This window comes from Ramlibacter sp. (assembly GCF_050250995.1).
Taxonomy (GTDB): domain Bacteria; phylum Pseudomonadota; class Gammaproteobacteria; order Burkholderiales; family Burkholderiaceae_C; genus Ramlibacter.
Window position 1 is genome coordinate 154873 of record NZ_JBFWNP010000003.1, and the last position, 12811, is coordinate 167683.

Sequence of the window (12811 nt, forward strand, 5' to 3'; positions counted from 1 at the left end):
GTGGGGGTCGCGACCTTCGAGTTCCCTCACCTGCGGCAGCTGCTCGAGCACAACCAGTTCGACACCATCTATCACGAGCACTTCTCGTACCTCTCGCTCACCGCGGTCTCGACGATCTTCGAAGCCAACGGGCTGACGGTGTTCGACGTCCAGGAGTGGCCCACGCACGGAGGGAGCCTGCGAGTCTTCGCGCAGCGCAGCGACACCGGGCGGCGCGCACGCGAGGCATCCGTCGCTCGCCTGCTCGAACGCGAAGCCGCTTTCGGCCTGACGAAGGCGTCCACCTACAGCGATTTCCAGCGCCGCGCCGAAAGAGTCAAGGACGACTTCGTTTCCTTCCTGATCGATTGCAAGCGCCAGGGCCGACGCGTCGCCGCCTACGGCGCGGCCGCGAAGGGCAATACGCTGATCAATTTCGGCGGATGCCGGCCCGACCTGATCGCCTACGTGGTCGATCGCAACCCGGCCAAGGCGGGCAAATTCATGCCCGGCAGCCGGATCCCGATCGTCGGCGAAGCCACGCTGTGGGAAGACAAGCCCGACTACGTGGTCATCCTCCCGTGGAACCTGAAGACCGAAGTGACCGCGCAGCTCGCGGGCGCACGCGCCTGGGGCTGCCGCTTCGTCACCGCGGTCCCGTCGCTGGAAGTCATCGGATGAAAGTCGCGGTAGTCGGCGCCAGCGGCTTCGTGGGTCGTCATGTGCTCGCGCAGTTGCGGCTGCGCGGGCTGCAGACGATCGCCACCGCGACCCGGCCGCCGACGCTGCAGGACGACTCGGTGCGGTGGACAGCGCTCGACCTGCACCGGCCGCCCGCCGACCCCTGGGCCGCGCTCGACCATGCGGAGGTCGTGATCCACCTCGCGTGGGCCGGCCTGCCCAACTACGGTTCGGCCCACCACGTCGATCATGAGCTGCCGGCCCAGCGCGCCTTCCTGACTTCGCTGGTCGAGGCCGGACTTCCGTCGCTGGTCGTGACCGGCACCTGCTTCGAGTACGGCTTCCAGTACGGCCCGCTCGCGCCGGACGCACCGGCCCGCCCGGCCAATCCTTATGCGATCGCGAAAGACACCTTGCGACTGCATCTGCAGTCCCTGCAGGCGCGGCACCCCTTCAACCTGAGCTGGGCCCGGTTGTTCTACATGTATGGGCAGGGCCAGCCCGCAAACTCGCTGTACCCCGCGCTGAAGAGAGCCGTCGAGGAAGGCAAGCCGGTGTTTCCCATGTCGATGGGCGAGCAGCTGCGCGACTACCTTCCGGTCGAGTCGGTGGCGCAGCGCCTGGTCGAACTTGCCGCGACGCCGCGCAACCGGGGAGTGCTCAACATCTGCTCGGGCGAACCGATCTCGGTGCGCCGCCTCGTCGAAACCTGGGTGCGCGACCACGGCTGGCGCATCGAACTTGGCCTGGGCCAGTTCCCGTATGCGGCCCACGAACCCCTTGCGTTCTGGGGTGTCCCCCCGGCGCCCGAGTCATGAACACGCTGGCCGCTCACGCACGACGCCCCGCCCCCGCGCGTGGCATGAACGTCCTGTTCGCACTGTCGCTGTGGGTCTTCCTGCTGTCCTGTGTCTTCGACCCGGCGGACAAGGTCTTCGGCCTGAAGGTCTGGGCCTTCGCCGCCTGCTGGGGGATCGGTACGCTTCGGCTCGTGGCTGGCAACGAGCCGGTACGGGTACGCGAAAGCCTGCTGGCCTACACCCTTCTCTTCATCCTTATTCCGATCCTGTCGATCTTCGTGTATTACGTGCGAGGGGGCGGGGAGCCCTTCGACGGATTCCAGATGCTCAAGGGCTACGTCCTGATCTCCTTCGCACTTTTGCTGGATATCACGCGCACCGACCTCTTCGAACGGATGGCCGCAACGCTCACCCTGCTGGCAGTAGCCATCATCGGCACGGCCATCGCGATCGCGATCTTTCCGGATCTCGAGCCTTTGCTCTATGTCATTGGCGCCGACACCGGGATTCTGTCCATCGACAACCGCGACTACGGCGCCGACGTCGTGCTGTTCCAGGTCTACTTCGTCACGTCGCCGATGCTGGCGATCGCGATCGCCCACTACTACGACCGTGCACGGAGCGCCCAGACCCGAGGCGCACGCATCCGCTTCGCGGCCCTGGTGGCGGTCAACGTCGTCGGCATGGTGCTCGCCGGAACTCGAAACAACATCCTGGTGGGGATTGCTTTGCCCCTGTCTCTCTGGTTCCTTCATTCGAATCGCAAGGCGTTGGCGACGGTCGTCGCTGCGGCTGCATTCGTGCTGGCCGCCTACATCTTTCGCAACGAACTCGGCGCCTTCTTCGATCCGGAAGAACACTCCAACAGCGCCAAGCTCAATCTGTTGAACGACTACGCTGAGATATTCAGTTCGCTGCCGGATTTGATTTTCGGCCAGGGACTCGGAGCGTTCTACCCGTGGTCGCCGCCCAAGGCCTATGCATCCGTGGCCGAACTCACGTACCTGGAAATGATCCGCAATTTCGGCATCTTCGGCGCCCTCGGCATGTTGGCGCTGTTGCTGCACCCCATATTCGGCGCCTTCGGGCGCAACCGGCCGGCTCGACACGCGACGCTTGCCGTGGGATATGGGTACTACATGCTGATGTGCGCGACCAATCCGAACATGTTCTCCTCGATGGGCATCCTCATTCTCTCGGTCATGCTCGCCTCGCACTACCGCGAAGCGCCCGCCCCCGCCTCCGCAACCAGACCGTCAGCCGGCCAGCCCACGTGACCTCGTTCAGCATCTTCCTGCCTGTCCGCAACGGCTGGCCCTACGTCCAGGACTGCGTTGCCAGCATCCTGGCGCAGACGCACGCCGACTTCGAGCTGACCATTCTCGACAACCAGAGCACCGACGAAACCGGCCCCTGGCTGAAGACACTCACCGATCCGCGCATCCGCCTGCAAAGCTCCACGTCGTCGCTGTCCATCGTCGAAAGCTGGGCGCGCATCCTGCATGCGCCCAAGCGCGAATACATGACGCTGATCGGCCACGACGACCTGCTCGGGCCCGGCTTTCTTGCCGCCGTCGACGCGCTGATCCGCGCGCATCCCGACGCGGGGCTCTACCAGACGGGGGGCCGCATGATCGACTCCGAAGGACGCACGCTGCGGGCGTGCAGCGTGCCGCCCGAGCGTGAAGATGCAGCCGGCTACCTGCGCGCGCGGCTCGACTTCGACCGCGACGTCTTCGGCACCGGCTTCGTCATGCGCTCGCGGGACTACGAACGCGTGGGCGGCATCCCGCCCTTCGAGAAACTCTTCTTCGCCGACGACGCCTTGTGGCTGTCGCTGATGCGCGGCTCGTACAAGGCGGGCGACCCGGCCGATCACTTTGCCATCCGCCTGCATCTGGCCAGCGAGTCGGCTTCGCTGCCCTCGGTCTGGGGCGTGATCCTGCGCAGCCTCGCGCAGTTCCAGGCCTTTCTCCAATCCTATGTTCCCGGCGACGCGCGCGCCGCCGAGGTCGTCCGCGAACTCGGTCCGTCCTTCCTGCTCGGCTACCACCGCAACGCCTACATCTACGCGCTGGTCGAAGCCAGCGTGGCCGGCCGGCCGATTTCCGAAGCCACCCGAAACCAGATCGAGTCGTCGCTCGCCGCGCACACCGGTTTCGACGGCAGCCGGATTCGCGCCAGCGCCCGGGTGCGCGCGGTCGAATTCCTCAACGGCTCTCCCTTGCGCGCCACGGTACCCTGGCTCTGGACCTTGTACAACCGGATCAAGAATCGTCCGAAATGAGCAGCCTGCCGGCGAGGGTCTGCTGCGTCGTGGTCTGCTACCGACCGGATGCCGAGCGCCTGCGCACACTATGTGCGACGCTCACATCCGGCGATGCCCGGGTGGTGCTCGTCGACAACACCGAACGGCCGACACTGCAAGCTGCGGACCTGCCGACCGGCTGCACCCTGATCACGCTCGGGCGCAACGCCGGCATCGCGCACGCGCAGAACATGGGCATCGAGGCGGCCGGGGATGCCGACGCGATCGCTTTCTTCGACCAGGACTCGCAGGTGCCCGCCGGCATGCTCGCGACCCTCGTGGCGCAGCTTCGTCTCGGCCGGCCCGACATCGTGGCGCCAGCCTGCGTGGACGACGCCTCGGGCGCCGAGCTGCCGTCGACACGCGTCGACGCGCGCGGCCGCGCCACGGCGGTGTACAGCCTCGGTGGTCGCGATCCGGTGGATGTCGACATCGTTATCTCTTCGGGTAGCGTCGCGACGCGCGAGGTCTTCGCGCTCGCGGGCGGCCTCGACGCCAGTCTCTTCATCGATTTCGTCGACACCGAATGGTGCCTGCGCTGCCGGGCGGAAGGCGTTCCCATGCGCGTCATTCCGCAGGCCGTGATGCCCCACCGGATCGGCAGTGCGGCGGTGCAGGTCGCCGGCCGGACCGTGTCGATCCACAGCCCCCTGCGCTGCTACTACCAGGTGCGCAACAGCTTCCTGCTGCTTCGCATGAAGCACGTGCCGCTCGCGTACGGTCTCGCCCAGCTCGTCTCCACCCTCGGCAATCGCGCCTTGCTGCTGTCGATCGTGAAGAACCGGTGGACTTACCTCGAAGCCTGCGCTGCCGGACTTTTCGACGGGATCCTCGGCCGATCGGGCCCGAGGCAGGCATGAGGCAGGCATGAGGCGCGAGCGCCTCAGCAGGGTCGAAGGACACCCCGGCCGTCGAGTCGTTCGATGCGCATGCCGACTTCCTCCAGGTCGCCCGGCACGCAGTGACCGAAGTCGTTGCACAGGTGCGGAGGCATATCGTCGGCGATGCCCGGCGCGGTGACGCTGCACAGTGGATCCTGCATCCGGATGGTCTTCGTCAGGCACGGGTAGCGCTTGCCATCCGGCCCGATGTTGATGTTCCGCTTCGTGCAATAGACCGTCTCCCGTTGCTGCTGGCGGCTTCCTTCGAATGCCAGGTCGCCATACGCGGCCACGAGGTTGAGGCGAAGATCTTTCGCCAGAAACTCCTTCTGCGTTCGCCGCAGGAATTTCACGGCCTTGCCGGCCGCCACCGAATGCAGGGCGATCTCGATCCCGTCGAGCCCGCGCGCGGCTTCCACGGTCTGCAGGAATTTCCCGGATTTACCCGAGCTGGGGTGGTACGTCGCATCGAGCGACACGGGGCGCCGCATGGCGCGCAGCGCATCCAGCGTGCCGGGCGCCGAGAGATCGCTGCAGATCACGACCTTCAGGTGCGGCGCGATCCTGTTCACGATGCCGGGAAGGTCGTGATAGACAAAGGGGTCCCCGCCGCTGATGACGACGTGACGGCCGATCCGGTTGATCGATTCGGCCCACGCCCGAGGCGTCATCGTGCATTGCTCGAGCGGGTTGTGGATGCCCGTGGCATGCAGGTTCTGGCAGTACGAGCACTTCAGCGTGCATGCGAAGGTCGGGTAGATGTAGATCCAGCGCTCGGCGTGTCCGCACGAGCCGTTTTCCGTGTTGCTGCGACGCACGATGCGCTTGCGCAACCGGTGCAACGCCACCGGGCCGACCAGGCGCTGCAGCAGGTTTCGAATCGAGAAGAGGAGCTTCTTCATGCGCACCTCCGGGAGGGCGTGCCCGGGACCGCGTCCAGTTTACCCTCGGCCAGATAACGTCTGGCCAGCGCCCGGACCGTCGCTTCCAGCCCCGGCGTCTGCGCGCCCGGAAATGCCGCCGCGACGGCCGCCGCGTCGAAGACCCTTGCGTTCGTCAATTCCCGGAAACGCGCGAGGCTGAAGGGCATGGAACGTCCGCTGATTCGCGCGGCCCCGTCGAAGACTGCGCCGGCGGCCGCGCCGATCGCACGAGGCCAGGGCCTCGGCCGGATATCGACGGCGAGCTCCTCGGCAATCCAGCCCACGACATCGTGAAGGCGGTGCGGCGTATTCAGGATGAAGGTCCGCCCCGCAAGCGGTTCGTCGATGCACGCAGTCACGACGTTCGCCACCGCTTCGGCGCCGATGTAGTTGAACACGGCGTCCGGACCGCGAAAGTGGCGGAAGCGTCCTCGCTGGATCTGGCGCATGAGATTGAGCAGATGGTCTTCAGTGAAGGGACGAAGACTGATGACGTTCGCGGGTTGCAGGATCACATGGTCGATGCCATGCTCGCCGCATCGCTGCCGGACCATGTCCTCCGAAAGCTCCTTGGACACGGCATACGGATTGTCCGGCGCGTGCGGGCTGCGCTCGTCGACCCGATTGCGCCCCGCTGCGGCGCCGTAGACGGCCACACTGCTGAAATGGATGAACCGCTGGACTCCGCGCCGGATCGCCCAGTCGAGCAGATGGCGCGTTCCCTCCACGTTCGTCTGCGCCATGCGGCCACTGTCGCGAATCTCGCCGGCACAATGGATCACGAGATCGAAGTCATCCTCGATGTCGATCGACCTGGAGAGATCCAGCTCGATCGCGCGATGTCCCGGCGGCAGCGGCGGCAGCGCATCGGGGCGGCGCGTGACCACGCCCACAGCCAGGGCAGGACTTCGCTCCACCAGCGCCCTCAGCACGTGGCGACCGATCAGTCCGCTCCCGCCGGTGACGAGGGCTCTGCGCAATGTCGTCATGTCGACACTCCGGGATTCGAACGGTGGAAGAAAACATGGCGCACGCTTATCGACCGACCGCGTACCCGACGAGCTCCTTCATGGCATCCGCCGAGCCGGTCAGCGCGCTGGCCTCCGGCAGCAATTGACCGACGTCGAACGGACGCGCGACCGCGCCGAAATCCGTCGGCGCCGGGACCACATGGATGCCGGCCGCCTCGAAGTTCTTCCTCGCGCGGCGCATGTGCAGCGCCGAGGTGACGAGCAACACGGATCGGATTCCCTCTGCCTCGAGGAGTCGCGCGCTCATCCGGGCATTGGACGCCGTGTTGAAGCTTGCGCCTTCGAGGCGCATCGCCTCGCGTGGAACGCCAAGGTCCAGGAGCAGAAGCTGCATCGCTTCGGATTCGTTCGGCTCGCCCGGCCTCGAGATCCCGCCGGAGAGCACCAGCAAGGGGGCTTTTCCCGCGTGATAGATGCGCGCCGCATGCCACATGCGATCCGCGGCCGCGCCCATGTCCGGATAGGGAAGCAGGGGCGGGCGTGCGCCGAGCATTCCGCCGCCCAGGACGACCGCGGCCCGTGCGCGCGGAAGTTCAGCCATGGTTCGAGCGCCCGCGTCTGCCTCGAGCCAGCGGGCGAGCGACTCGCTGGCCAGCGGCGTCGACCACACCCACAGCCATGCAAAGGCGAAGAGCGCGAGCCCGTTCGCCAGGCGCCGCGATCCCCGAGCGGGCGACAAGCGCCCCACGAGCGCGGCCAGCATGAGCATCAGGAGCGCAGTCCCGAGCGGCGAGATCGCGGCCGTGACGATTCGTGAGATCAAGTTTGGCGACCCGCCGAAAAACGCATTGTCGTTCCCCCGGAAAACCCGAACCGTTCAGGACTCGAGTGAGGTGACCCGAAATTCAATCGAAAGCGTCGTCGCGCGGGCCGCAACCGTCAAATCGACTGGTGCTTCGACGTCGGTCCGGGCCGTGCCCCCATCCGTTGCAGCCCCAACCACTGCTGCCGCCAGAACCCCCGCCCATAGTCGCGCCCCGCTTCCACCTGATCGCGTATCCCCGTCGGGTCGTACCTTCGCTCGAAATTGCCCGTGCCGAAAGCCAGATCCCAACACGGCAGCAACACCCCGAAGTTGTACCCGCCCAAGGTTCCCCTTCCCGCCGTCTCATGCCCCAGCCCAATGCTGTGATGAAGCCGATGAAACCGCGGACTCACCCACAAGCGCTCGCCGACCTTCCCGAACCACACCTTCAGATTCGCATGCTGCAAGCTCTCGCTCAATTGAGTGACTGCCACGATCGCCACGAACTGCCCCGGCCCCACCCCCAGCAACTGCCCCACCACCACCAGCACCGAATCCCGAATCAAATCATCCAGCAGGTGATTCCGGTTATCGCTCCACATCGTCATCTGCCGCTGCGAGTGGTGCAGCGAATGCAGCGCCCACCACCACTGGAAGTGATGCTGCCCCCGGTGAATCCAGTAATCCACGAAGTCGAAGACAACAAGGTAGATGAGAAAGCTCACCCACGCGAGATCCGTCACGCCGGGCCATAGCTGGTCGAGATGGAGCGTGCCGAAGCCCGCCACACGCAGCGCCCCGAACATGGCGTCGAACAGCGGCTCTACCGTGAAGAACAACGCCACGCGGAACAGCCCGAGCCGATGGATCAGCGTGTAGAGAATGTCCACGCGGATCGCGGCGGGGTCGGTCACGGCCTCGACCGGTCGCCAGCGCTGCAAGGGCCCGATCACGAGCAGCAGCACCGCGATCTGGATCAGCCCCACCAGCAGCCAACCGGCCGCCACGTAGCCGTCCTCCAGCAGGTGCCCCAGCCCGATATGGAACATCACCGGCTGCATCACCGACTGGAACAGCCACTGCTGCGCCGCAGAAAAAATCTCCTCGATCCAGTTCATCTCACCGCGCCCTTGCCACCCATGCCGCGTAATCCGGATGATCGCGCAGGGTCGCGAAGCAGAACCCTTTCGCCTTCAGCCCCACGATCAGCGGTTCCAGCACGGCGGGCGCCCACGGGTCCTTGCGCGACCAGATCCCGAGGTGTGCAAGCAGGATGTCGCCCTTCCGGATGTCGCGCAAGGCGCGCTGCAACAGTTGCGAATTGCTCGCCGTCTCGCTGGGCAGCTCGTCACCCAGAAAGCCGGCCCGCGACCAGCCGACGTGCGCGTAGCCGCACTCGCGGGTCGCGGCCAGGAACTTCGGCGAGGTCTTGCCCCCGGGGGCGCGAAACAGAGGCAGCGTCTTCTTGCCGGTGACCTCTTCGATCCGCTTCGCCGCCTTGCCGATCTCTTCGCAATACTGCGCCGCGGTCCACGTGCGCTCCACGCCCTCGCTGGGACCCGCCGACGCGCGCACGCGAAACCGCAGAGGTTCGCCGGGGAGGTCGGCGCGCCAGTACGTGTGGTCCCAGGTATGCGAGGCGAATTCGTGACCCTCGGCCGCTCTCGCTTTCCACCACGGCGCCCAATGGTTGCCCAGGCTCCCATCGCCCTCTTTCGTGCGCTCGTTCGCGGCGAAGAACGTCACCTTCACCTGGTGGCGATTCAGCACGTCCGCCATGTACTGCGCCACACCCATGTGGCCGGTGTCGAGCGTCAGGTAGACAGGCTTCTCGCAAGTCGAGGCAAAGGTGGCGGGCGCCAACACGGCGATCGTGAGCGCCACCGCCCTCGCCCCCACCCTGTCCCGCAAGCGGGAGAGGGAGTACGAGCGACCGGCGCCCTCAGCGCGCCGCGTGGTCCAGCGTCCAGACGCCATGAGGCGACTTCCCGACCGGCACCTGCCGCACGACCTTCTTCGTCTCGGTGTCGATGACGGTGAGACGCTTTGCCCAGCGCGACGTGACCATCAGCAGCCTGCCACCCTTCACCACTTCCATGCAGTCCGGCCCGCCGGGCGCGGCGTATTGGTCAACGACCTGCATCGTCACCATGTCGAGCTTGCTGATGGTGTTCGCCACGCGGTTGCTGACGTAGACATGGCGCTTGTCTCCAGCGGCGCGGAACGCGTGTGCGCCGTCGCCGGTCTTGATGCGGCGGACGGACTTCGGGAAGTCGCTCGCCACGTCGAACACCTCGACGCTGTCGCCGCCGGTGAGTCCCACGAGCACATGCTTGTCGTCGGCCGTGCCGTAGACGTCGGCGGGAAGCGGCCCCGTCTTGATGCGCCACTTCACGTTCTGCGTCGCCAGGTCGATGGCGACCAACTCGTCGCTGTCCTGCATCGTCGCGAACAGCGTCGTGCTGCGACTGTCGATCCAGAGATGGCTGGGCGTCTTGCCGGTGGCAATGCGCTTGGCGAGCACCAGGTCCTTGCCGTCCCAGCGAAAGATGTCCACGTGGTTCAGCCGGTTCGCCGCCGTCACGAACCACTTCATGTCGGGCGAGAAGCGCAGGTGGTAGGGGTCGAGAATGCCGCGCACCGTGCGCTGCACTTCGGCCGTCTTCGGGTCGATGAAGGTGAGCGTATCGGAGAGCGCGTTGGCGACGATGATCGACTTCTCGTCCGGCGTCAGATAGAGGTGGTGAGGCTCCTTGCCCGTCGGGATGCGCTTCGTCTCGCGCCACGCGACCGGGTCGATGACGCTCACGCTCGCGTCGAGCGAATTGAGCACGAAGATCGGGGTGGTCTGGGCAGACGCGAGGCCGGCGACGAACGCGAACAGCGCCGCGGCAACGCGGGGCAGCCAAGCGGTGGGAATGAGGGAGGACACAGCAGATTCGGCAGGTAACGTTGGAGTGTAGCCGGGGGCGGCGGCCGCGCTTGCGGCTGCCGTAGCATGGACGCATGGAATTGATGCAGATCAACGGTGTGCGCCTCGAAGTACAACGCATCGAGGGCGGCGTCGGTCGACGCGTCGCACCCCTCGTCTTCCTCCACGAAGGCCTCGGCTCCGTCGCCATGTGGCGCGACTGGCCCGCCGAACTCTGCCGGGCCACGGGGCGTTCCGGCATCGTCTATTCGCGACGCGGCTATGGCAGCTCCGACCCCGTGCCCGATGTGCGCGGCGCCGGCCGGCTCAAGCCGGATTACATGCACCGCGAGGCGCTCGAAGTCCTCCCCGCACTGCTGGCCTCGCTCGGCATCGAGCGGCCCGTGCTGCTCGGCCATTCGGACGGCGCCACCATCGCGCTCATTCATTCGAGCCATTTGCCCGTGACGGCCTGCGTCGCCCTGGCGCCGCACGTGATGGTGGAAGATATTTCCCTGCGCTCGATCGCGCAGGCGCGCCAAGCCTATCTGCATTCGGACCTGCGCGAACGGCTCGCAAAATACCATGTCGATGTCGACGGCGCCTTCTGGCAATGGAACGATATCTGGCTCGACCCCGCATTCCGCGAATTCGATATCCGCGCGGAATGCCGGCGAATTACGGCGCCCGTCCTCGCCATCCAGGGCGAGGACGACCCGTACGGCACCCTGGCGCAGATCGAGGACATCCATTCGCAGCGCGCCAACGTCGTGCGCCGCGCCCTGCCCCGCTGCGGCCACTCCCCCCACCGCGACCAGCCCGAAGCCACCCGCGACGCCATCGTGCAATTTCTCCGGGATTCGGTCTGATTCCGCGGAGCCGAACGCTTAAGATCCAGCCGTTCGCAATTTCAAACAATTCACGAATTCATGACGTCGCTCTCGCAAATCAAGAAACAGATCGAGGAATTGCAGCAGAAGGCCGCCGAAATCGAGGCCACCGAAAAGCAGGCGGTCATTCAGGATGTCCTGCAGAAAATCGCCGATTACGGCCTCACGCCGGCCGACCTGGGCCTCGAGCCCCGCGCAGCGAGGGCGCGCACGGCGCGCACCCATCCGTCCGCGAAGCCGGCCGCGCCGCGCTACAAGGGACCCGACGGCCAGCTCTGGTCGGGCGGCCGCGGCCGCAAGCCGCAGTGGGTGCGCGACCTCCTCGACGCCGGCGGCGACCTCGAGAAGCATCGGATCCGAAATCGCAAGTCCGCCTGAGGTGACAGCCGGCGCGCTGGATCGGTCCGCCAGACCGAGTTCCGCCACGCCCCGCGGCACCAGCTCATCCGTAACAAAATCTTACCGAAAGCTGACTAGTTGACGTAACCCGTTGATTTATCACGGTTTGATTGTTGCAAGACGTTACCAGGAGGGCTATAGTGAATCCTTCAGCAGGCAATCGGCTCCGCCGCAAGTAGCCGATTTCTTAAGCAAGGAGTATTCACATGAAACACGTCGCCCTCGCCGTCGCGCTCGGCTTCTCCGCCCTCCTCACCGCTCCCGCATTCGCAGCGAACGAGACGAAGGACGTCACGGTCACGATCAATCTCACACCCAAGTGCGAGATTTCCACGCCCGGCGCATTGACCTTCGCCTACGACTCGTTCCAGACGGGCGCCAGCACGGCGACGGGCGGAGCGTTCACCGTCAAATGCACCAACAGCCTGCCGTTCAAGGTTGGCTTCGACTCGACGGCCACGCCGTCGACGACCAAGACGGTCGCCGCTGGCGCGTCCAATCTGCAGCTCGGCTATTCGCTGGGTCTGTCGGGCACGCCCACGGGCACCGGCAATGGCACCACGGCCGTGAACCTCAGCGTCACCGGCACCATGGGCGCCGGCCAGAGCGGCACTTGTGCCACCGGCACCGGCTGCACGAGCAACGAGACGCACGCTCTTTACGTCGTTTACTGATGGCAGGCCGTGGGCGGCAGGCGATCTCGTCGCACCGTCCTATTCCCTTGTTTCGTCGGGATCCAACCGAGCGGACGAAGTGAAGCACACCACGAGTTCTGCAAGCGCACTGACCCGTGCCCTGGCTGCCTGCGTCGCGGCTTGCGCGTTGCCCGCGGGGCCGGCGCAGGCGACGACGGCAGCCGATAGCTTTGTCGTGCGCATCGTCCTGCGCGGCGAGTCGGCGGGTGGGGCGGGCGGCAATGTCCCCTGGGTCCCCACCAATCCGCCAGAGCAGGACGGGAACGCGCCCAGCCCGCCGCCCAATCGCTGGCCGGGCGTTTGCACCAGCGGCACGCGCAGCAGCGGCGGGGGCACCCAGGTTCGCGTCGTGTGCAGCAGCGGCCAGTACGTGAACATCCAGCCGGCGCCCGGCTTCGACAGCGCGAGCTTGCGCACGCGCGCATTCCGCTACGAATTCGGACCCGAGACCGCCGAACAGTCCTTCGACGACGGGCCGGAGCTCTCCGCAGGCTCGGTCACGGGCGTCCACATGTCCAACATCGACGACAGTGACGGCCCTGTGCAGATGGTGGTCAGTTTCTGAGGA

Annotated in this window: 15 protein-coding genes; 9 read left to right on the forward strand and 6 right to left on the reverse strand. The window is 66.2% G+C overall.

The features are described 5' to 3' along the window. The 5 genes from AB7E83_RS04365 to AB7E83_RS04385 are packed head-to-tail and all read left to right on the forward strand — an operon-like array spanning nucleotide 1 to nucleotide 4628. The gene (locus AB7E83_RS04365; RefSeq protein WP_428565733.1) at nucleotides 1-660 is read left to right on the forward strand and encodes a methyltransferase C-terminal domain-containing protein; all 660 of its coding nucleotides are present in this window, start codon (nucleotides 1-3) and stop codon (nucleotides 658-660) included. Continuing rightward, complete coding sequence (locus AB7E83_RS04370; RefSeq protein WP_428565735.1) at nucleotides 657-1478, forward strand: NAD-dependent epimerase/dehydratase family protein; 822 nt, start codon at nucleotides 657-659, stop codon at nucleotides 1476-1478. Before AB7E83_RS04365 ends, AB7E83_RS04370 begins: the two co-directional genes overlap by 4 nt. Continuing rightward, nucleotides 1475-2737 carry a hypothetical protein gene (locus tag AB7E83_RS04375; RefSeq protein WP_428565737.1) on the forward strand — a complete coding sequence of 421 codons (1263 nt, stop codon included), beginning with the start codon at nucleotides 1475-1477 and terminating at the stop codon, nucleotides 2735-2737. The genes AB7E83_RS04370 and AB7E83_RS04375 overlap by 4 nt, the downstream gene beginning before the upstream one ends. Further along, nucleotides 2734-3747, forward strand: a complete 1014-nt coding sequence (locus AB7E83_RS04380) for a glycosyltransferase family 2 protein (protein WP_428565739.1) — start codon at nucleotides 2734-2736, stop codon at nucleotides 3745-3747. The genes AB7E83_RS04375 and AB7E83_RS04380 overlap by 4 nt, the downstream gene beginning before the upstream one ends. Then, the gene (locus tag AB7E83_RS04385; RefSeq protein WP_428565740.1) at nucleotides 3744-4628 is read left to right on the forward strand and encodes a glycosyltransferase family 2 protein; all 885 of its coding nucleotides are present in this window, start codon (nucleotides 3744-3746) and stop codon (nucleotides 4626-4628) included. Before AB7E83_RS04380 ends, AB7E83_RS04385 begins: the two co-directional genes overlap by 4 nt. 23 nt (nucleotides 4629-4651) lie before the next feature. Here the strand turns inward: AB7E83_RS04385 and AB7E83_RS04390 are convergent, their stop codons facing one another. From AB7E83_RS04390 to AB7E83_RS04415, 6 genes are all read right to left on the reverse strand, one after another. Continuing rightward, the gene (locus AB7E83_RS04390) at nucleotides 4652-5551 is read right to left on the reverse strand and encodes a radical SAM protein (RefSeq protein WP_428565742.1); all 900 of its coding nucleotides are present in this window, start codon (nucleotides 5549-5551) and stop codon (nucleotides 4652-4654) included. Beyond that, complete coding sequence (locus AB7E83_RS04395; protein WP_428565743.1) at nucleotides 5548-6561, reverse strand: NAD-dependent epimerase/dehydratase family protein; 1014 nt, start codon at nucleotides 6559-6561, stop codon at nucleotides 5548-5550. Before AB7E83_RS04395 ends, AB7E83_RS04390 begins: the two co-directional genes overlap by 4 nt. Before the next feature lie 46 nt (nucleotides 6562-6607). Then, the gene (locus AB7E83_RS04400) at nucleotides 6608-7312 is read right to left on the reverse strand and encodes a YdcF family protein (protein ID WP_428565745.1); all 705 of its coding nucleotides are present in this window, start codon (nucleotides 7310-7312) and stop codon (nucleotides 6608-6610) included. A 170-nt stretch (nucleotides 7313-7482) separates the two neighbouring features. Then, entirely contained in the window at nucleotides 7483-8466 is a 984-nt protein-coding gene (locus AB7E83_RS04405; protein ID WP_428565747.1) for a sterol desaturase family protein, read from the reverse strand. A gap of 1 nt (nucleotide 8467) precedes the next feature. Next, a complete protein-coding gene (locus AB7E83_RS04410) occupies nucleotides 8468-9232 on the reverse strand; it encodes a polysaccharide deacetylase family protein (RefSeq protein ID WP_428565749.1) in 765 nt (254 codons plus the stop codon). Between the two features lie 58 nt (nucleotides 9233-9290). Next, entirely contained in the window at nucleotides 9291-10232 is a 942-nt protein-coding gene (locus tag AB7E83_RS04415) for a YncE family protein (RefSeq protein ID WP_428566152.1), read from the reverse strand. A 122-nt stretch (nucleotides 10233-10354) separates the two neighbouring features. On the opposite strand from AB7E83_RS04415, the gene AB7E83_RS04420 reads away from it, so the two are divergent. The 4 genes from AB7E83_RS04420 (at nucleotide 10355) to AB7E83_RS04435 (ending at nucleotide 12808) form a co-directional block, all read left to right on the forward strand. After that, nucleotides 10355-11128 (forward strand): alpha/beta fold hydrolase, encoded by a 774-nt coding sequence (locus AB7E83_RS04420; protein WP_428565750.1) that lies wholly within the window; start codon nucleotides 10355-10357, stop codon nucleotides 11126-11128. Nucleotides 11129-11188: 60 nt separating this feature from the next. Beyond that, entirely contained in the window at nucleotides 11189-11527 is a 339-nt protein-coding gene (locus tag AB7E83_RS04425) for an H-NS family nucleoid-associated regulatory protein (RefSeq protein ID WP_428565752.1), read from the forward strand. A 227-nt stretch (nucleotides 11528-11754) separates the two neighbouring features. Continuing rightward, nucleotides 11755-12222, forward strand: coding sequence for a spore coat protein U domain-containing protein (locus AB7E83_RS04430; RefSeq protein WP_428565753.1), 468 nt, complete (start codon nucleotides 11755-11757; stop codon nucleotides 12220-12222). A 196-nt stretch (nucleotides 12223-12418) separates the two neighbouring features. Continuing rightward, nucleotides 12419-12808 carry a hypothetical protein gene (locus AB7E83_RS04435; protein WP_428565755.1) on the forward strand — a complete coding sequence of 130 codons (390 nt, stop codon included), beginning with the start codon at nucleotides 12419-12421 and terminating at the stop codon, nucleotides 12806-12808. Nucleotides 12809-12811 lie beyond the last annotated feature (3 nt).